Raw genomic sequence first — 19,079 nt, 5'->3', positions numbered from 1 at the left:
CATTGACCTTCCACGCGCCACGGCCGGCCGGTCATCACTATCGTGCTTTTCTGATTTAGGAGTCCACATGGCGGAACCCAGCAAGAGTATTGATTCAAGCGGCATGGACGAATTCGGCTACACCCAGACCCTGGACCGGAGCATCGGCAAATTTGCCAGCTTCGCCGCAGGCGTCAGCTACATCTCCATCCTCACCGGCGTCTTCCAACTGTTCTACTTCGGTTTTTCCATGGCCGGCCCCGCGTATGCGTGGTCATGGCCCATCGTCTTTGCCGGCCAGCTCATGGTGGCACTCTGTTTCGCCGAGCTGGCGGGCCGCTATCCCGTCGCGGGATCGGTCTACAACTGGGCCAAACGGCTCGCGTCCGGCACCTCGGCCTGGCTGGCCGGCTGGCTGCTGATGATCTCCTCCATCGTGGCGCTGGGCTCCGTGGCACTTGCCCTGCAGCTCACCCTGCCCCAGCTCTGGTCCGGCTTCCAGTTCGTCGGTGACGGCACCGGCCCCTACGATTTCGCCATGAACGGCGTGGTGCTGGCCAGCATCATGATCACCATCTCCACCCTCATCAACGCGTTCGGCGTGAAGCTCATGACCCGGATCAACAGCATCGGCGTTTTCGTGGAGCTGACCGCAGCCGTACTCCTGATCCTCGCGCTGGGCTGGCACGTGGTGCGCGGCCCAGAGGTCTTTTTCGACACCGCCGGCTACGGGGAAGGCCACGACCTCGGCTTCTTCGGTGTCTTCCTGATCGGTGCCATGGCGTCCGGTTATGTGATGTACGGCTTTGACACCGCCAGTTCCCTGGGCGAGGAAACCAAAGACCCCAAACGGACGGCACCCAAGGCAATCCTGCGGGCCATCACGGCCTCGTTCGTGCTGGGCGGCCTGATCCTGCTGTTTGGCATCCTGGCCGCACCTGACCTGGCAGATCCCAAGGTGGGAGCGGCCGACGGCGGGCTGCAGTACATTGTGCTCTCCGTCCTGGGCGGACCGTTCGGCAAGGCCTTCCTCGCGTGCATTGTTGTGGCCGTGGTGGTCTGCACCCTGGCCGTCCATGCCGCCGCCATCCGCATGATGTTTGCCATGGCCCGGGACAACAACCTGCCCTTCAGCCGCCAGCTCAGCAAGGTGGACCCGGTCCGAAGGACCCCCAAGATCGCAGCGATCGTGATCGGTGTCCTGGCCGTCATGCCTTTGCTCATCAACGTCATGCAGCCGGCGATTTTCACGATCATGTCCAGCATCAGCATCGTCCTGATCTACCTCTCCTACCTCCTGGTGACGGTTCCCCTGCTGCGCAACCGGCTCCTGAAGAAGTGGCCACTCGCCGCCGACGGTTCCGAGCCCGGGTTCTGCATGGGCAAGTGGGGACTGCCCGTGAACATCCTGGCCGTCCTCTGGGGCGCGGCCATGACGATCAACCTGGTCTGGCCCCGCCCGGAAATCTACAACTCGGTGCCGCCGTTCGAGTGGTACCTGCAGTGGGGCGGCGTGATCTTCGTGGGCGCCGTAGTCATTGGCGGGACCCTGCTCTACCGCCTGAAGATCCGGCACCAGACCGGGGTGCTGGCCGAGCACGCCGCGGCAGTCGCAGCACATCCGTCGTCGGGCGCACCGCAGCACGAAGCCCCCAAGGATTCACTGGTGGCCGCGTCGGAAGCTCCGTAACGCACCGGAAAGGCCACTGACCCTGATACTGCTCGCCACCGTGGTCGCCCTGGCCATCGTCGCCCAGCAGATCGGTGTTGGCCCGTTCTAAGAACAACAGCGCAAGAAAGCGGACGACGGCGGGAGGTTCCCGCCGTCGTCCGCTTTCGTTGTGGAATGCGCGTCCGAGCTAGACTTTCCGGCCCGCCCGGTGCCGGAGGTGCTGGACCGCACTGAGGAGGATGGCGGCGGCCAAGACCGTGTAAAGGGTGATGGTGATAGGGCTTCCCACCAAAATGCCCAGGTCCCCTTCGGACACTGCCAGGGCGCGGCGGAGTTCGGTTTCCGCCATCGGCCCGAGAATGACGGCGATGAGAACTGGTGCCAGCGGGATGTTGTAGCGGCGCATCAGGAATCCGAGCAGCCCGATCCCGACAAGCAGCCAGAGGTCCAGAATGGCGGAGCTGACCGCGTAGACGCCGAGCATGGAGAAGACTGTGATGCCCGCGTAGAGGTAGTGCTTGGGGATGCTCAGCAGCTTGGCCCAGACGGACGCGAACGGCATGTTGATCATCACCAGGATCACCAGGCCGATGAAGAGTGAGGCCAGCAGCGCCCACACCAGGTCACCGCTTCGTTCGAAGAGCAGGGGTCCGGGCTGCATGCCGTACTGCTGGAATGCCGCCAGCATGATCGCTGCGGTGGCCGACGTGGGAAGCCCGAGTGCGAGGAGGGCGCCCATTGCCGTTCCGGCCGTGGCGTTGGCTGCGGCTTCCGGCGCGGCGAGACCGCGGATGGAACCCGTGGTTCCGAAGTCCGGGTCATTCCGGCGTTTCGCGAGTTGCTTCTCTGTGCCGTAGGCGAGGAAGGTCGGAACTTCCGCACCCCCGGCAGGGATGAGCCCGAACGGCGCCCCGAAAGCCGTGCCACGCAGCCAGGCGGGCAGGGCTTTCCTGAAGTCGGCTAGATTGAGCCGGGCCCGGCCCTTGCTGTCGATCTGGGTGGCGGCGGGCTCCCGGTGGATCCGCGAGGCGATGTGGAAGACCTCTCCGAGTGCCAGCAGGCCGACCGTGATGACGATGACCGAGATGCCGTCGAAGAGCTGAGGCATGCCGAGAGTGTACCTGGCGGTGCCGCTGGGGCCGTCGATTCCCACGAGGGCAAGTGCGAGGCCGATGCCCAGTGCTGCAATGCCGCGCACCACTGACTCGGAGACCACGGCGGAGATGGCCAGGAACGCGAACACTGCCAGGGCGAAGTACTCGGCCGGGCCGAAGACCGTGGCCATCCTGACCAGGGTGGGGGCGAAGAACACCACCAGGGTGGTGGCGATCAGGCCGCCGATGAAGGCACCGATGGCGCAGGTGGCCAGCGCTTTGGCAGCCTGTCCGCTTTTTGCCATGCGGTGGCCTTCGAAGGTGGAAGCCATGGCAGAGGAGTTGCCGGGGGTGTTGAGCAGGATCCCCGAGGTGGAGTCGCCGAAGAGCCCGCCGAAGTAGATCCCGGCAAACATGATGAACGCCGCTGTTGGCTCCAGCGAAAAGGTCACGGGCAGCAGCAGTGCCACTGCCATCGCTGAGCCCAGTCCCGGAAGGACGCCGACGGCGGTGCCTAGGACTGCCCCGATCAGCACCCAGAGAAGGTTGATGGGGGTGAGGGCGCTGGCGTAGCCGCCCATGAGGAGTTCGAGTTGTTCCATCAGAGGATCCCTCCTATGAAGCCGGAGGGCAGGCTGAGGCCAAGTCCGGCGCCAAAGGCCAGTTGAGTAATAGAGGAAAAGAGCAGGCCCACGCCGATATCGAAGAATCGGCGGCGGCTGCCGAGGGCGTAGGCAACAACCCAGAACAGCGCAGCTGCGCTGATTATCCAGCCGAGCGGGTTCAGGAGCAGGACAAAGGCGACGACGCCGGACAGCATCAGACCGACCGTCCGCCAGTCAGTGTAGGTTTTCCAGGTCTTGACCGTCGTTCGCCCTGACCCAGGATCAAACGCAGCGTCTTCTTCCTTCCCCAGATGGCCAAGGTCGTGCAGCATATCCGCGGAGAACTGGCCGTGTCCTGGGTGGATGGAATTGTCAGGCACTTTCGGGGAGCGGAGGACCTGGATGGCCAGCAAGGTGGCCACCAGGTAGAGGATCACGCACACCAGGATGGGGAAGAACTGCGGGCCGGGTGCTGACTTGCCCTGCACTTTCATAGTCAAAGTGCCGATGGTGAGGAAGATGGCCACGGCGTAGAGCACCGCGACGACAATGAATTCGCTGCGGCCCGTTCCGAAGCGGGCCTTGGGCCTGCCCTGCGGCTCCCTGTGAGATTTTGCTTCTGGCTGATGCTGGGTGATGCTCATAGGCCGAGGTCCTTTACGATTTCTTGGGCCGTTGCAACTTCGTCTTTAATGAACTGCTCGAATTCTTCGCCGGTTGAGAAAGTGTCAGTCCAGCTGTTGCGCTTGAGGGCTCCCTGCCAGTGATCGCTGCTGCGCATCTCGGTGACGATCTCGATGAATGCCGCCTTCGTTTCGTCCGTGGTTCCGGGCGCGGCGACGAAGCCCCGCCAGTTGGACATGGATGCCTCAACCCCCTGTTCCTTGAAGGTGGGAACATCTACGCCCTCCAGCCGATCCTCGGAGGAGATGGCCAGCGCGCGGAGGGTGCCGGCTTCGATCTGGTCCCGGACTTCGTTGTAGCCGGACATTCCGGCGGCGGTGGTGTGCGACAGGAGGGAGGTCAGCGCTTCGCCGCCTCCGGAGTAGGCAATGTAGTTGACGTCCTGCGGATTGATGCCCACAGCCTTGGCTACCTTGGCGCTCAGGAGATGGTCGATGGAGCCCAGGGAACCGCCGCCGATCGAGGTTCCTCCCGGGTCTTTCTTCCAGGCTTCCAGGAAGTCGGCCAGGGTTTGGAACTCGGAGTCGGCAGGAACCACAAGGGCCGCGTAGTCGTCGGCCATCCGTGCGATGGGCACGACGTCCGCCATGCTCTCCGGGTTGTCGCCGAGTTCGATGGCGCCGACCATCACTCCTCCGGTCACCAGGAGCGCGTCTTCGCGCCCCGGGGACTGAACGAACTGGCTCAGGCCAATCGTTCCGCCGGCTCCCGGGACGTTGACCACCTGGACGTTGTTGACCACGCCGCCGCTCTTGAGCGCCTGCTGCCCTTCACGGGCAAAACCGTCCCAGCCGCCGCCGGGTGCGGCCGGAGCGATCAGGGTGAGCTTGTTCCGGGCCGTACTCGTTCCGCTGGCGGCAGCGGCGTTCAGAAAGGCAAACGCGGCCACAACGGCCACCACCAGGCCGAACACGGCATTGCGTAAGGGATTTTTCATGGGTCTCGTTCCGTAACGACGTTGTTGGGCGGTGCGAAAATACTGCGTGTCCAATCGGGATACCGTTGTACACAATGAAATACAGTTATACATGTGAGCGTGGTCACCGGCAAGTCATTGCGCAAACATCGGCTCTTGCACCGCTTGCATACAGTTGTATACAGTAATATCCATCAACCTCAGTGAAAGGACAGCCAATGTCTATCGGTAATGGAGCCGGGTCCCAGAGTGCGGACAGCGTCGATGTGATTGTGGTGGGCGGCGGAAACGCCGGTTTCAGCGCGGCGCATGCCGCGGCAGAACGAGGCCGGCGCGTTGTGCTGCTGGAAAAGGGCGAGAAGGACATGGCGGGCGGCAACAGCTTCTATACCGCGGGCGCCACCCGGATCATTCATAACGGCCTGGATGATCTGGCGGACCTGGTGGAACCGGACGAGCGGCACGCCCAGACCGTGGTCCCTCCCTACAGCGCAGAGGAGTACGCGTCAGACCTGGAAAAGGTCACCGAAGGCCGGAATGACCCCGCACTGACTGAGGTCCTCATCGCCGAGAGCCAGTCCACCCTGCGTTGGCTCAACGGCCTGGGCCTGAAGTACCGCCTGATGTACGAACGCCAGGCGTACGAGCGCACGGACGGGTCCTACCTCTTCTGGGGCGGCCTGCATGTTGGAAACGTGGGCGGCGGCGAAGGCCTGATCGAAGACCACACACGCGTAGCTACCCAGCTGGGCGTCGACATCCGTTACGGCCACGCGGCGCAAAGCCTCATCGTCGAAAACGGGCGCGTTGCCGGCGTCGTCGTCAAAACAGCAGAAGGCGAGAAGCGCATCCTGGCAGAGTCCGTCGTCCTCACGGCCGGCGGCTTCGAAGCTGATCCCCAGTGGCGCCGGGAGCACCTCGGCGAGGGCTGGGAAAACGCCAAGGTGCGCGGCACCCCCTACAACACCGGCGACATGATCGCGGCCGCCCTCGCGATCGGCGCCACGAAGGGCGGCGACTGGGGAACGTGCCACAGCGTCCAGTGGGACGCCTTCACGGCAACCAACGAAAGCAACCGCGAGCTTACCAACCGGCTGACCCGGCAGAGCTACCCCTTCGGCATCATTGTGAACACCGAGGGCAAGCGCTTCCTCGACGAGGGAGCGGACTTCCGGAACTACACCTACGCCAAATACGGCAAGGAAATCCTCAAGCAGCCCGGCTCCGTGGCCTACCAGATCTTCGACGCAACCCTGCGCCCGATGCTCCGCAGCGAGGAATACGACATGCCCGGCATCTCCGTTGAAGTTGCGGACACCATCGAGGACCTGGCCGCCAAAATCGGTGTGAACGCCGAGAGCCTGTCCAAGACCGTGACGGACTTCAACAACTCGATCGACCGCTCCGTCCCGTTCGCCCCCACTGTCAAGGACGGCCGGAAGGCCGACACGGAACCGGTCAAGAGCAACTGGGCCGCCCCCATCGAGACCGGGCCCTTCTACGCCTACGGCGTCACGTGCGGGATTACGTTTACGTTCGGCGGCATCAAATCTGACACCCACGGCCGCGTCCTGGACGAAGACGGGAAGCACATCGGAGGCCTTTACGTGGCCGGCGAAATGCTCGGTGGGCTGTTCAGCACCAATTACCCCGGCGGCACTGGCCTTGCTGCAGGCTGCGTCTTCGGCCGGCGGGCCGGTGTTCTGGCGTAAAGTTCCATGCGAGTAAGCGCCCGGAAGTAACCACCCCCAACGCCTCAAGGACCAGCACCGTGACGGACACAGCAGCCCCCCGCATCGACGGAGAGAGCATCTTCCAGACCCTGCGGAGCGAAATCCTGTCCGGGGTGCACCAACCAGGCACCGCCATCCGGGAAACTTCCCTGGCCCAGCGTTTCGGCGTCTCCCGGACACCCGTCCGGGAGGCGCTGTCCCGCCTGCAGCAGGAACGGCTCCTGGAACGGGTGGCCAGGGGCTTGCAGGTACCCCAAGTGGACCCGCAGCAGGTTATCCAGATCTATGACATGCGCATCCTCCTCGAGGAGGAAGCAGCACGCCAGGCAGCCCGTTCACGGCAGTTCCCCGACCTGATGCGGCTTGAGGCGTTGCTGCAGCGGGACCGGGAACTCCAGGAGCCGGATGACCACACCAGGATCATTACCAACCTGGAGTTCCACGCCGCCGTCTGGAACTGCGCCCACAATCCCGTCCTCCGTGACCTGCTGGACCGCCTGTCGACCCACCTCATCCATGCCCCCCGGTCCACACTTTCCACGGGAAACCGCTGGCCCGAATCCCTGGACGAGCATGAGGCGCTGATAGCCGCCATCGAGCAGCAGGACAGTGATGCGGCGGCGAGAATCGCGCGTCAGCACATGGAAACAGCGCGGACCCTCCGCCTGAAGCTACTGCGGGAGACGGCACTGCAGCAGCCGCTGACCACTCACAGCTCCAGCCGGTAATAGCTCGCCGGCGCCAACAGCTCAATCAGCTGCCGGATAAAACTTCCGGTTTGCGTATGCCTTGGTCCTGCATGCCATTCGCAACAGCACCCCGAGAGACGGGTGCAGGACAAGGCCAACGCGAGGCAGGCGGGGTGGCCGAAGACGCCACCCCGCCTCTTTCATACGGGAGCGGACGACGGCGGGAGGCTCCCGCCGTCGTCCGCTTTCTGTTTGTAAGGCGATTCTTCTGCTGATCCCACCGGCACTCCTAGGACTGCCCGGTGGGGCCGCTGTCCTTGACGTCACCACGCCACGCGCCGGTTCCGGTACCGCGTGACTCGATGAAGTGCTTGAACTTACTCATATCGGCCTTGACCTGCACCTCGTCAATCTTCAGGGCCGCGCCTGCCTTTTCAGTGACTGTTTCCGGTGCCCATTCGAAATGGACTTTGACCTTCGTATGATTGGCATCCAGCGGTGTGAAACTGATGATGCCGGCATGGGATTTGCCGTCGGTGCTGCGCCAGGCGATCCTGTCGTCAGGCTCCTGGTCAACGATTTCAGTATCGAATTCCCGCCGGACTCCACCCACCCTGGTCACCCAGTGATTGGTGGTGTCAGTCAACTGGGTTACGGATTCCACGCCGGACATAAACTGCGGAAAGGATTCGAACTGGGTCCACTGGTTGTATGCGGTCCGCACCGGGACTGCGACGTCAACGGTCTCTTCGACGTGTTCCATCTGCTTCCTCCTCATGACGGACGGCCGCAACAGCAGACCGGCAGCACTGGCCATCCTGCCAGTCAGGCAGCCGCCACCTTTTCACGATAAATCCGGCCGCTGCCGGGGTCCAGACCCTCCAGGATTCCCGGGAGGTCGGCGTCGCCCTTGGCCCGGTCGGAGGGGCAATCCGCATCCGCGGAGGCAGGCCACTTGATCCAACAGCACCTTCATGGGGCTCCGCCTAAGCGGGAGGATCCGCCCCAACGGACCGCAAACACAGCAATGAGGCGGGTCAGCAACCAGGGGAGTCAGGCCGCGAGGCGCGTCAGGATGGCCTGCTCTAAGGGGCTAACGGCAGCGGGCAGACACCATTGTGGTATGAGTGGTGGTTCCAGGTCCGGGTGCTCCGCTGGATAGCGTCGCCCTGTGGGTGAAACCCAGCCCGGTGGCTCTGTCTTCGTGGCCTGCGTTGGTTTCCAGGGCCGCCGGTGTTTGAGTCGATGGTGCTTCGGGCATGCCTGTCCAAGGTTGCTGATCCCGGTGGTCCCGCCCTGCTGCCAGGCGGTGAGATGGTCCGCCTCATTGTCCAGGCTGTTGTTGCTGCAGCCCGGGAAGGTGCACGTGCCGTCCCGCATCTTGAGCCATCGCTTCAGTGCTTCCGGGAGCCGGTAGCTTTTCCTCCCGATTTCCAGAGGCGCCCCGTCACGGGGGTCGACCAGGACGCGGTAGAACGAGCTGGCACCCTCAGCAACCAGCCTGCGTGCCACCGATGGCGGGACCGGGCCCAGCCCGTCGACTTCGCCCGGTTCGTCGGTGAGGCCGAGGAGGGAGAAGACCGGGAGGGTGAGGAGCAGTTCAACTCTAGGGGAGGGCACTTCGCCGATGTCCCGGTTAGCACTGCCCAGCAGCAGCCCTGCGACAATGTCGGCACGCAACTGGGTGAGGGTGCGTGATTCGTGTGGGCCTTGAAGACCGCGGGCCAAAGCGGTGGTCTTGTTCCAGATGGCGCAGGCTGTGTCGCCGGGAAGGTAGAGCGAGATCCAGGCCATGCCGTCGCGGTCCGGGGCGTACTCCATCCTCCGGTCCGCCATGCTCGTCGCGTGCCGTATTTCAAGGGACTCGGGGTGGTGGCGTTCGCGCCAGGCCCGGACCTTCCGACGGAACCGGCCGGGCACCAGCTCTCCGGGCGCGGCACCGTTGGCAGGGTTGAGGGCGTCCTGGCCGAAGAAGTGTGCCTCCAGGGCAGAGCAGGCTGCAGGGGTCAGGTCAGTAGTTTCCTCGACCATGATGCGGGCATGCTGCCAGGCGATGGTGCCGGTCTGCAGCGCATCGAGTGCTGCCGGCAACGAGGTGGTCAGTGCATGGGCTTCTCCAAGGAGTGCGGATGCGGCACGTTCGCCGATGGTGAGCACGCAAGCGACTTCTGCCACCAGGCTCATCTCCTGCGCCGATGCCTCATACGCATTGGCCGGCGGGTCCTCCAACCCGGCCGCTGCCTCCGCGTGGCCGGCCACCAGCCGGACCTTCACCGCCGCCGTCGCGGCCTCAATCCGAGCCAGCACCCCTAACCCCTCCAGGCACGCCTCGGAAAACTCCTGCATCGGATCAGCATCGACATCGGCCATACGCATAGGCCCAGCCTGGGCGGCCGACGGGCGGTCAAGAACACCGGCCAGCTCCTCAACCAGTCCGGCCACCGATGCAATGGCAGCCGCAACCGCGGTCCTGCCTCCCGCATCGACAACCACACCGGTTTCCATAACCAAAGCATCGCAGGGGGGTCTGACATTTTGAGAAGTTCCTGTTTGTGCCAACGGCAGGCAGCGTCAGCACGGGTAGTGAACGCGCTATGAGACTTGGCAAGGCGGCTATGTTGGGCGGGAAGCGTCCAACGGAAGCACACGCCGGCGGGACTTCCTGGAACTCAAGTCCCGCCGTCGTCCGCTTGATTTAGGCTTCCCTCACTGGCCGAGGCGCGCCATCTCCTCACCCATGGCCTGCGCAAACACGGCGCCTGGCACATTCAACGCGTCAAAGTGGATGCCGCAGCACAGGTTGCCGGCGTATGAGACAGCTGCGACACCGAGCCGCACGTTGCCGGCGAGTACCGCAACCGGCCAGAGCGCAGCGACCGGGGCTCCCGCAAGGCGGAACGTGCCCTCCGGACCCGGCACGTTGGTGACAAACCCGCCCACCAGATGCTGCCGCCGGGCGAGGTGGTCCATGATGCGGGCGCCCACCGGGCCGCGCATGAACTCCAGGGTGCCCTGGTCCCTGGCCTGTGGTTTCTCCGCGCGGGTCTGCTCGGCGATGAGCCGCAAGCGCTCATCAGGGTCAGGCTCCCCGAGCGGCAGCCGCACAAACATGACTCCCACCTGGTTCGCGGCAGGCCCCCGGCGCCGCAACGCCACAGGCTCAGACACCGGCAGCCAAGCGGGAACGGGCTCACCGGCAGACTTCAGGGCTGCCCGGAAGCCCGCCGCCGCTGCGGCGAGCAGTGCATCGTTGACCGTGGCAGCCCGCGGACGCACCACCGTCTCGAGGGCTTCGATATCTCCACGCACAAAAGCGACGCCGTGGTGCGCGCTGCGCTCCCCGAGCAGCACCGTGCCGCTCACGCCGCGGCCCCACAAGGTCATCCGGATGCGGCGCAGGCCAATCCTGAGACGACGCAGAGTGCGGCGTGGACTGTTCCCAGGGCGGTACCGCGGCGCCTCCGCCTGCTCGTGCGTATGCTGTTCGTTTACCGCCTTCTCCCCCGGTTCGCCGGGATCAAAGAACTGCTGCACAATCACGGCTGCCGTCATGCCGTCGGCCACCGCATGATGGATGCGCAGCACGACGCCGAGTCCCCTCACCGTGGCATCCGGCACCAACAGGATCTCCCACAACGGACGGTCCCCTGCGAGCGGCTGGCCCATCAGCTCGGCGCATCTGATCTGAAGTCCCGCGAGACCGTCGACGGGATCCACAAGGCGGATGTGGTGCTCGATGTCGGGCGTGGATTCAATCCAGTGATGCCGGCGGCCCATCTGGACTGCTCTTTTACGGAGCGCCGGCACCTCCGCAATCCGCTCGCGGAGGACCGCCCGCAACCGGGCCATGTCCGGTGACCCGTCCACGGCCAGGAAACCGCCCGGCTCGAGCAGGCAAGCGACGAGGAACACGTTGACCTGGCCTGCGTGGTCGAGCACGAGGTTCGCCTCGTCAGTGGAGGCCAGCCTGTGCGTCGCTGGGTGCATGTGTGCCCGCTTACGCTATCCCGGTCGCTCGGGTCCGGTTGGGCCATGGTGGCAAAGTTGTCAGCCCGGTCCGGGCGGCGGCCAGGGCATCAGCAAGCCGGACGCTTTCCTCTGCCCGCGTGCCCTCTGTGGAAACTGCGGCGCGCACCTCTCTGGTGCAGTCCAGCAGTGCTGCCGTGACCTCGGCAGCAAATTCCGGGAACGGACTGAACCTGCATGCGCCGGTCAGGCCGTCGGATTGGCCGAGGGCTGTGGTGACAAGCACAGCGGCCTGTGTTCTGCGTTCCATGCCAAGTTTCATCAGCACAGATGAGACGAGGTTCTTGACGGTCTTTTCCGCCAGGGACATCTCCTGGCTGATCTGGCGGTTACTTAGCCCGCTGGCCAGGCCGACGGCGGTCCTCATTTCCTGCCTCGACAGAGCAAGGAGTCGGTCCTCCGGCCGGCCCGGCGCGCCCGAGGGAAACGAGGCCAGGCACGGCGGCCCGAACAGGCTGCTGTACGCGGTGCGCCCGCCCAGCACCCGGCGGAGCAGCCGGACCTGCTCCCAGCTGTCATCCTGTTTGGACAGGCAACCCCAGGCGCCGGCCAGAATGGACTCGATCAGCACCGCCTCCCCCGATTCCCCGGTCAACAGAACGCACCGGACAGACTCGTCCGCGGCAGCGATTGCCCGGCACACACCGGCGCCGGAACCATCCGGCAGATCATCATCAAGGATCGCCACATCCGGGCGCAGCACAAGGATCTCCCGGGCAGCCACACGGGCCGAGCCCGACTCCCCGACGATGCTGAAACCCTCGGCCTCCAACAGCTGTCGCAAGCCCCGCCTCACAACCTCGTGGTCATCCAGCAGGTACATGGTCGGCCCGGTTGCAGGGTACGTCGACTGGAGTTGCCGGTCAGCCATAAAGCGGTCCGTTCCTTCACCTTTTAGACCCTGAAGGCGCTGATAGTGGATCCCTGACGCGGGCGTCACCGCTGCGAAGACGAACCTCACCGGATCCCCATCCGGCGTTCCCGGCCAGCGCGCAGACGCGCACCAGCCCTTGCTCCCACGCTAGACCTAACAGCCTTCAGAAGACAGGGTCCGGGCCCGCACCGAGAGATTACTTTTTCCCGGCCTTATGGCACCCCTGCCCGCACTCAGTTCCTCAGCCGGAAAGACGCGGGCCCCGGCTTCTAGAGGCGGTGATCCCCCGGCGCCCTGGCCGCGAGCTGCCCGATGCTGTTGTCCGGCGGTTGTTTCCGCGCGGCCCGGAGCAAGTGCGGGACGAGTAGTATCAGCCAGACAGCCGTGGGAAGAAGTGACATCATGGCAATCGCCAGCCCGACGGGGCCGGCATTCGCGGGGACGAGCATGGTCAACCCCGTGAGGACACCGAGGAGGCCGACAAGCCGCCCGAAGATGGCGTGCCGGACCATCACGGCGGAGAAGAGAAGGGTACTGACCGCACCCAACACGTAGCTGGTTGCAAACGTGCCGCCATTGTAGAGGGTGAGCAGCGTCCTGCCCGCAGCCAGCAATGCGGACCTGTCAGTTGCGGAGGATGTCCCAGCGTACTGTTCGCTCAGCATCCACATGGAGAAGGTAGCTTCGCGGGAGACAACGAATAACACAAGGCTGAACAGCCCGACCACCAATGCCAGCAGTCCCCATGCGGGCGCTACCGCCCTGACAACCACATAAAGGGCCAGGTAGAAGGGAATCATGACGAGGTAGTCGAGCGTCAAAAGAACGTCCAGGTCGAGAAGTCCGAGCAGCGGATTCTCCTGAAACAATGCGAAGAAACCCTCGACGGTGTGTGGTGGTGGCCGGAGGATGAAAATGGCTGCCTGGAGGGGGATCATCGCTACCACAAACACCGCCGCGGCAGCGCCGAGCCGGACCAGTCCGCGCCATTCAGCGCTGACCGTTGCACCGGCCATGGCTTCCGCTCTCATTCCGTACCTCCGGCGTCACTCTTGTTTGGGTCATGAACTGTCCGGCTCGGCCTCGGACTCGGCCTCAAGTCTGCTCTTCAGCCCATCCCAGATCTTGCGTTCCTGGCGCCGACCGAGCGGTCCCACCAAGGGGCTCAACATCCGGAACCATCCCTTGGGGCGCACCTGCCAGTCCCACGTCATAACCGTGGCGTCACCGACGGTGGTGAAGGTCAGCGTCCCAGATGTTTCCATCATCGAACTTGTAGTCATCGAGCCGAGGCGATGCGGACGATCGAACTCGGTCAGCTCAACAAGCATGTCCATACCGGCCTGGCCCATGCGCGCACGAAACCTCGCGCCGAGCCCGATGGGCTCAGGCGTTACCAACACGACTTGAGTCATGGCGGGGTTATAAACCGGCTCATTGCGCGAATCAGCGGCCACATCGAAGACGCGCTCTTGCGGCGCGGCTATCCGGACCTTTCCAGTGATATGAACCACTTCACTCCATCCTCCTCTCGGCATCATGGACCCGAACGGTGCCGAAGCCGACGTGAAAGGGGGCGCGATAGTCGCCGAACCGGGATAGCCGTGGTTAGGAAAGTTCAGGCGTCTCCCGCTTATAGGTAAAGGACCAGGGTTCCCTGCCATGGGAAGTCTCTCCCCAACCATCCCTGGCCAGATCACGTTGCAGCTCTTCCAACGCGGCAGTCATGCCCGGAGCCCATTGCTCTTGAGGGGCTACCGGTCCGGCTGACCCTGGAACGGGAAAGGTTGAGCTCGCGTACCGGGTTTTCCCGCCAACCTGGCCTACGAAACGCTGCTGGGTGCTTCCGTACTGGGAACCGAGGATTGTCAGAATCCTGGCCCGCCATGAAGTGTTGCCGATGTCTTCCAGAGCAACGGTGAGGGTTTCGGGAGACGGGGTCATCCCCAATGGTCACCCCCGGACGGGCCAGTGTAAAGGCTTCTCGTCCGCGGGTCGGCTTCACGGATGACTTTGGACCCTGTCCGGCAGAGAAGAAGCAAGCGATTCTGTATTCCGGGGGACCGATAGATACCTGACGCCGAAGGCTAGGAACGAGGTCAAATGCAACAGCTTATTCCTTGGTTGGTATTCTGCATCGCGGTTCTGGTGTTTTGCCTCGCCAGGCCCAACGCAGCTCGCATCTTTGTCGGCATCTTCTTTATCGTTATGGCCGTAGCCGTCAACGTCGTACTAAGTGCTGTCGCCCCCGATCAGTTCGTGAAGCTAGGTACGGATGCTCCGCTGATTCCCTTCTATGCCTGGTTCTTCCAAAACATCGTCGCACCCGCACCGCAGCTCATTGGGATCCTGGCTGCGGCCGGCGAGATCACCCTCGGCCTGCTGATGCTCAGCGGGGGCAGACTCGTCAAGCTGGGACTGCTGGGCGCCATCCTCTTCTTGATTGTCATTACGCCTTTGGGTATCTGGACGCTGCCGAACCCGGTGTTTGCCGCAGGTTTGGCATGGCTTATGCGAAAGGAGTACCCGCGGAGCTTGTGGCAGGCATTCCGTCCGCCACGGCACCGTACAGGGGTTCCCCTGCCAGTATGACTATCGGAAGGTCCTGAACCGTGAATCTCCCTCTTGCCAGCAGAACATTTTCGCGGGTACTCGTCGCCCTGCTGATCTTTGATGCGGTGTCATCCTTCGGCGGTGCCGTTATGGCCACGTTCTTCAACGGAGCGGGCGTTCCACTGGAACTCCTTGCAGGCACGTGGTTTGAGTCCTCCTTCCTGGTCCTGGGTCTCATCCTGGGAATCATCCTCGGCGGAACGCATGCGGTTGCCGCGTTCGCGCTGATCACACGGCGTCACTGGGCTCTGCTGGCATCCGCTGTTGCCGGCTTCGCCATGCTCATCTGGAATTTCACCGAGCTGGCCATCATCGGATACTCCTGGCTGCAAAGCGTGTACTTCGGGTTCGGCATCTTGGAGATGATCCTCGTTTTTGCGCTGCTTGGAATTGCCCCCTCAGTAATTTCGCCGTGGCGCGGATCGCTGGAGCAACGCAATCGACGGATGACGAACAGAACCAGTCGGAGCAGAAGTCCGGCTGAGGGGTGAAGGTCTGCGCCTGCACTGGAGGGAGTAAAGCAGTGAGCGGACGACGGCGGGACCTCCCGCCGTCGTCCGCTTCCGTTTGGTCAGACGTCGGGGTGACGTCACACAACGTGACGGCATCCCTCTCAGGGCAGGCAACGCCCTACCCTTGACAGGTGACTTTGACTAAGATCCGCACCGCCGCCGCGAGCTCCCTCGCCGCCGCCGGTCTCCTGTTTACCCTCGCCGCCTGTTCCGCACCGGCCGCCACCCAGCCCACTACCGCACCGGCTACAACGGCAGCCGCTTCGTCCAGCGCCGCTTCCGAAGCCTGCACCGGCGTGAAGGTCATCGTCGATTCGGGCGCCCTGAAGCAGGATGCCGCTGACAAGTCCGTGTGCGTGCCCGTGGACGCCCCCACCGCAGCTTCCAAGGTGCTCGAAGAGGCCGACGTGAAGACCGTAGGCACCACGCAGTACCCCACCGAACTTGTGTGCCGCGTGAACGGTGTGCCGGCAGCGGACTTCGACATCACCCACAAGGCCGGCACGTACAAGGAAGAATGCACGGGCATGCCCGCCGCCTTCGCGTACTGGTCGCTCTGGATAAAGCCCGACGCCGGTGCCTGGGAATACGCCCAGGAAGGCCTCGCCACCCTGCAGGTCAGCCCGGGCCAGAGCCTGGAACTGCTCTTCACGGTCGACGGCGAACCGGCCGCCCCCGCGGCATGACCTTCCGACCCGCGCCGTTACGCGCGGCGGCGGTCCTCGCCGTCGTGTTCATCGCGGCGCGGGTCATCTACCGCGTACTTTTCAACGGCGCGGGCATCGGTGAACCCGTCCTGTTCGACCTGCCGGGGATCCGACTGCCTGCCCCGTACTCGCACGTTGTCTTCCTCGGTCCCGTCACGGCGCCCGGGCTGTGGCAGGCGGTCCTGTCCGCCCTGCCGATTGCCGGGATGTTCCTCGGTTTCGGCCTGCTCAATGCCTTTGTGGACATCTCCCGCGGCTTCGTCCACCTGGCCCGCGGCGGACCCATGCAGGGCGTTGCCCGGATGCTTGTGGTGGCGTGGGCGGCGCTTCCGGCACTTGCCGACGCCGTGACCTCCGTGCGCCTGGCCTTCCGGTTGCGCGGCGAGCGCTTCGGCCCCCGGGCCCTGGTGCCCGTGCTGGAGCGCACCCTGGAGCACGCCAGCCGGGTCGCCGCGGCCCTGGAGCTGCGCGGCTTCGGGAGCCGGGCAGCACACTTACCCGGTGAAGGTACCGAACCACCGGTTCTCATCCGGGACGCACAATTCCGCATCGGCGACGCGCAGGTGCGGATCGCCAAATTCGCCCCGCCCCCCGGGTCAATTGCGGTCATCACCGGGCCGACGGGCTCCGGCAAGTCCACCATCCTGCGGGGCATCGCGGGCCTCCTCTCCCACGTTGACGGCGGAGACGTCTCCGGCACGCTGAGCGTCGCCGGAGCCGACCGTGCCACCACACCGCCGCGCGATACCGCCCGGCTCATCGGCGTCGTCCTGCAGAATCCCCGTGCCGCGTTCGCCACCAGCCGGGTCCGGGACGAAATTGGCCTCGCCCTTGAGCTGCGCGGCGTCGCAGCCGTGACCGCCAAGGCCCGGGTGCTGGAGGTCGCCCAGAGCATCGGGGTGACTGCGCTCCTGGACCGGAACGTCAGCACCCTCTCGGCCGGTGAGGCAACGCTCGTCGCCATCGCCGCAGCGGTGGTGGAGCAGCCGGCCCTTCTCCTGGTGGACGAGCCGCTGGCCGACCTCGACACCGCAGCACGTGGACACGTCATCGCAGTGCTCCACGCCCTCGCCCGCGAAGCAGGGTTCTGCGTCATCGTGGCGGAGCACCGGGCGGAACCGCTCGTACCCGTCGCCGATTCCTGGTGGACCATCGACGACGGCGCCCTCGTACCGGGTGCCGCACCGTCGCCGTCGCCCGCCGTCGTTTCCCGTCCGACGCCGGCCCAGCCTGCGGAGCACGCGCCCGTCCTGACTGCCACTAACCTCGCGGTGCACCGCAAGGGCAAGACGCTCGTGCGCGAGGCATCCCTGACCCTGCACCGCGGTGAAGTGGTGGCCCTGGTGGGGCCGAACGGCGCCGGGAAGTCGTCCCTCCTGGTGGCGCTCGCCCTGGGTGAGGGAACGGCTGGTGAAGGAACGCGCGACGGCGGCACGCTCGACGGCGGCACGCTCGACGGCGGCACGCTCGACGGCGGCACGCTCGACGGCGGCACGCTCGACGGCGGCCGCGTCGCCCTTGTGCCGGACGCCTCGGATGACCTCTTCACGAGGGATACCGTGGCAGGCGAGCTCCGCGCGGCCGAGCGGCGCCAAGGCCGCCGAAAGAACGGCGGCCAGCCCACGCCCGGCTCCGCAGCTTCACACCTTGCCCGTTTGCGGGGAGACGTCCGGATTCCCATTGGCCACGAGCATCCGCGGGACCTCTCTGCCGGCGAACGCAGGATCCTGGCCATCGCGCTGCAGACCATGGACAACCCGCAGGTCCTCTTGATTGATGAGCCCACCCGTGGCCTCGACCCTGCGGCGCGCACGGCAGTCGCGGCCGCGCTGCGGGCCGCAGCGGACACCGGCACGGCGGTCCTGATCGCCACCCACGACCACGACTTTGCGCACGGACTCGGTGCCCGGATCCTCCCCATGAGTGACGGCGTCGCGCCCTCATCCGGGACCGAGTCCGTCCTGGCGAGTACCGCCACTGTCCCGGTCATCGCAGCACCACGGTTCACCGACCGGCGGACAGACATTCCCGCTGCCAGGAAACAGCACCGCATCCGGATGCCGCGGGGCGTCGAGATCCCAGTCCTCGCCGCCGCAAACCTCCTGGCCCTCGCGGCATTCTGCTGGCCGCTCCTCGCCGCGGCACTCCCCCAGGACGCCGCCGCGGCACTCCCCTACGCGGCGCTGGCCATGGCGCCCATCGCCGTCGTTGCCATCGTGGTGTCCCTCGACGGCTCGGTGCGTTCCGCGCACACGGTGGCGCTGCTCGGCGTCCTGGCTGCCGTAGGTTCCGCGGTGCGCGTGGCGAGTACCGGCGTCGGGGGCGTGGAAGCAGTGTTTATCCTGCTGATCCTGGCCGGCCGGGCCTTCGGTGCGCGCTTCGGCATGCTGCTCGGCGCCGCCACTATCGCCCTCTCAAGCGCCTTGTGGGGCGGCATCGGGCCCTGGACACCGTTCCAGATCTTCGCCTGTGCATGGGTGGGCGCGGGTGCCGGTCTGCTCCCCCGGCGGGTGCGCGGGAAGGCCGAACTGTGGATGCTGGCCGGCTACGGCGTGGTGGCCTCTTACCTGTTCGGCCTGCTGACGAACCTGTGGTTCTGGCCCTTCGCCGTGGGTTCCGGCACCGGCATCTCCTACGTCGCCGGCGCGCCGCTGGGCACCAACCTCAGCAGCTTCCTGCTCTACTCGCTGGTGACGTCGACGGCGGGCTGGGACACCCTGCGTGCCGTCACCACCATTATCGGAATTGCCGTGGTGGGGCGCGCCATTCTCGCAGCGCTCCGGCGGGTGAAGCCGGTGTCCAGCACGGGCGGGCAGGCCGCCCAGGCCCACTCGGATCAGGCCAGGGACCGGCTGCACATCGGGGCTTGAGGGCACCGTCCGGAAATACCTTGAAGGTCACAGAGGGAGGATCCCTAGGATTCGCTATTTCCCGTGGATAGTCTGGAACAGGACGCCACCCGACGGAGGGTCAGT

Annotated in this window: 16 protein-coding genes; 7 read left to right on the top strand and 9 right to left on the bottom strand. The window is 65.1% G+C overall.

Translation table 11 applies throughout. The features are described 5' to 3' along the window. Window positions 1-67 precede the first annotated feature (67 nt). On the top strand, window positions 68-1,669 hold the full coding sequence (locus tag AC1MCA_RS12755; RefSeq protein WP_479797805.1) for an APC family permease: 1,602 nt from the start codon (window positions 68-70) through the stop codon (window positions 1,667-1,669). Window positions 1,670-1,838: 169 nt separating this feature from the next. On the opposite strand, the gene AC1MCA_RS12750 is transcribed toward AC1MCA_RS12755, so the two are convergent. Genes AC1MCA_RS12750 through AC1MCA_RS12740 form a run of 3 tightly spaced genes read right to left on the bottom strand, consistent with a single transcriptional unit; the run spans window position 1,839 to window position 4,971 of the window. Then, the gene (locus tag AC1MCA_RS12750) at window positions 1,839-3,347 is read right to left on the bottom strand and encodes a tripartite tricarboxylate transporter permease (RefSeq protein ID WP_479797803.1); all 1,509 of its coding nucleotides are present in this window, start codon (window positions 3,345-3,347) and stop codon (window positions 1,839-1,841) included. Further along, on the bottom strand, window positions 3,347-3,994 hold the full coding sequence (locus tag AC1MCA_RS12745) for a tripartite tricarboxylate transporter TctB family protein (RefSeq protein WP_479797801.1): 648 nt from the start codon (window positions 3,992-3,994) through the stop codon (window positions 3,347-3,349). Before AC1MCA_RS12745 ends, AC1MCA_RS12750 begins: the two co-directional genes overlap by 1 nt. Then, complete coding sequence (locus AC1MCA_RS12740; RefSeq protein ID WP_479797798.1) at window positions 3,991-4,971, bottom strand: Bug family tripartite tricarboxylate transporter substrate binding protein; 981 nt, start codon at window positions 4,969-4,971, stop codon at window positions 3,991-3,993. The genes AC1MCA_RS12745 and AC1MCA_RS12740 overlap by 4 nt, the downstream gene beginning before the upstream one ends. Before the next feature lie 197 nt (window positions 4,972-5,168). On the opposite strand from AC1MCA_RS12740, the gene tcuA reads away from it, so the two are divergent. Next, window positions 5,169-6,662: an FAD-dependent tricarballylate dehydrogenase TcuA gene (tcuA, locus tag AC1MCA_RS12735; RefSeq protein ID WP_479797796.1), complete on the top strand. Its 1,494-nt coding sequence runs from the start codon at window positions 5,169-5,171 to the stop codon at window positions 6,660-6,662. 59 nt (window positions 6,663-6,721) lie between these two features. After that, window positions 6,722-7,411, top strand: coding sequence for a GntR family transcriptional regulator (locus AC1MCA_RS12730; protein ID WP_479797794.1), 690 nt, complete (start codon window positions 6,722-6,724; stop codon window positions 7,409-7,411). Window positions 7,412-7,661: 250 nt separating this feature from the next. Here the strand turns inward: AC1MCA_RS12730 and AC1MCA_RS12725 are convergent, their stop codons facing one another. The 6 genes from AC1MCA_RS12725 to AC1MCA_RS12700 form a co-directional block, all read right to left on the bottom strand. Beyond that, window positions 7,662-8,135: an SRPBCC family protein gene (locus tag AC1MCA_RS12725; RefSeq protein ID WP_479797791.1), complete on the bottom strand. Its 474-nt coding sequence runs from the start codon at window positions 8,133-8,135 to the stop codon at window positions 7,662-7,664. Window positions 8,136-8,425: 290 nt separating this feature from the next. Then, window positions 8,426-9,877 (bottom strand): HNH endonuclease signature motif containing protein, encoded by a 1,452-nt coding sequence (locus AC1MCA_RS12720; protein ID WP_479797788.1) that lies wholly within the window; start codon window positions 9,875-9,877, stop codon window positions 8,426-8,428. A 201-nt stretch (window positions 9,878-10,078) separates the two neighbouring features. Further along, the gene (locus AC1MCA_RS12715) at window positions 10,079-11,359 is read right to left on the bottom strand and encodes a wax ester/triacylglycerol synthase domain-containing protein (RefSeq protein WP_479797786.1); all 1,281 of its coding nucleotides are present in this window, start codon (window positions 11,357-11,359) and stop codon (window positions 10,079-10,081) included. 10 nt (window positions 11,360-11,369) lie between these two features. Continuing rightward, complete coding sequence (locus tag AC1MCA_RS12710; RefSeq protein ID WP_479797785.1) at window positions 11,370-12,269, bottom strand: response regulator; 900 nt, start codon at window positions 12,267-12,269, stop codon at window positions 11,370-11,372. Between the two features lie 272 nt (window positions 12,270-12,541). After that, window positions 12,542-13,303, bottom strand: coding sequence for a hypothetical protein (locus AC1MCA_RS12705; protein ID WP_479797783.1), 762 nt, complete (start codon window positions 13,301-13,303; stop codon window positions 12,542-12,544). A gap of 30 nt (window positions 13,304-13,333) precedes the next feature. After that, entirely contained in the window at window positions 13,334-13,786 is a 453-nt protein-coding gene (locus AC1MCA_RS12700; protein ID WP_479797781.1) for an SRPBCC family protein, read from the bottom strand. Window positions 13,787-14,375: 589 nt separating this feature from the next. Between AC1MCA_RS12700 and AC1MCA_RS12695 the strand changes: the two genes are divergently transcribed. From AC1MCA_RS12695 to AC1MCA_RS12680, 4 genes are all read left to right on the top strand, one after another. Further along, window positions 14,376-14,864, top strand: a complete 489-nt coding sequence (locus AC1MCA_RS12695) for a hypothetical protein (RefSeq protein WP_479797779.1) — start codon at window positions 14,376-14,378, stop codon at window positions 14,862-14,864. A gap of 20 nt (window positions 14,865-14,884) precedes the next feature. Beyond that, complete coding sequence (locus tag AC1MCA_RS12690; protein ID WP_479797777.1) at window positions 14,885-15,376, top strand: hypothetical protein; 492 nt, start codon at window positions 14,885-14,887, stop codon at window positions 15,374-15,376. Between the two features lie 152 nt (window positions 15,377-15,528). Beyond that, window positions 15,529-16,083 carry a hypothetical protein gene (locus AC1MCA_RS12685; protein WP_479797775.1) on the top strand — a complete coding sequence of 185 codons (555 nt, stop codon included), beginning with the start codon at window positions 15,529-15,531 and terminating at the stop codon, window positions 16,081-16,083. Then, a complete protein-coding gene (locus AC1MCA_RS12680) occupies window positions 16,080-18,974 on the top strand; it encodes an ATP-binding cassette domain-containing protein (protein WP_479797773.1) in 2,895 nt (964 codons plus the stop codon). Before AC1MCA_RS12685 ends, AC1MCA_RS12680 begins: the two co-directional genes overlap by 4 nt. Window positions 18,975-19,079: the final 105 nt, after the last annotated feature.

The sequence above is a fragment of the Arthrobacter sp. BK1 genome (assembly GCF_056680055.1).
Note: the sequence above shows the minus strand (reverse complement) of the source record. Positions and strands in the feature narration are given on the sequence as shown.

What these genes read in the sequence shown, in the direction of transcription:
- AC1MCA_RS12755 (WP_479797805.1), top strand. Translation starts at nt 68, where the DNA reads ATGGCGGAACCCAGCAAGAGTATTGATTCAAGCGGCATGGACGAATTC.
- AC1MCA_RS12750 (WP_479797803.1), bottom strand. Translation starts at nt 3,347, where the DNA reads ATGGAACAACTCGAACTCCTCATGGGCGGCTACGCCAGCGCCCTCACC.
- AC1MCA_RS12745 (WP_479797801.1), bottom strand. Translation starts at nt 3,994, where the DNA reads ATGAGCATCACCCAGCATCAGCCAGAAGCAAAATCTCACAGGGAGCCG.
- AC1MCA_RS12740 (WP_479797798.1), bottom strand. Translation starts at nt 4,971, where the DNA reads ATGAAAAATCCCTTACGCAATGCCGTGTTCGGCCTGGTGGTGGCCGTT.
- tcuA (WP_479797796.1), top strand. Translation starts at nt 5,169, where the DNA reads ATGTCTATCGGTAATGGAGCCGGGTCCCAGAGTGCGGACAGCGTCGAT.
- AC1MCA_RS12725 (WP_479797791.1), bottom strand. Translation starts at nt 8,135, where the DNA reads ATGGAACACGTCGAAGAGACCGTTGACGTCGCAGTCCCGGTGCGGACC.
- AC1MCA_RS12720 (WP_479797788.1), bottom strand. Translation starts at nt 9,877, where the DNA reads ATGGAAACCGGTGTGGTTGTCGATGCGGGAGGCAGGACCGCGGTTGCG.
- AC1MCA_RS12715 (WP_479797786.1), bottom strand. Translation starts at nt 11,359, where the DNA reads ATGCACCCAGCGACGCACAGGCTGGCCTCCACTGACGAGGCGAACCTC.
- AC1MCA_RS12710 (WP_479797785.1), bottom strand. Translation starts at nt 12,269, where the DNA reads ATGGCTGACCGGCAACTCCAGTCGACGTACCCTGCAACCGGGCCGACC.
- AC1MCA_RS12705 (WP_479797783.1), bottom strand. Translation starts at nt 13,303, where the DNA reads ATGAGAGCGGAAGCCATGGCCGGTGCAACGGTCAGCGCTGAATGGCGC.
- AC1MCA_RS12695 (WP_479797779.1), top strand. Translation starts at nt 14,376, where the DNA reads ATGCAACAGCTTATTCCTTGGTTGGTATTCTGCATCGCGGTTCTGGTG.
- AC1MCA_RS12680 (WP_479797773.1), top strand. Translation starts at nt 16,080, where the DNA reads ATGACCTTCCGACCCGCGCCGTTACGCGCGGCGGCGGTCCTCGCCGTC.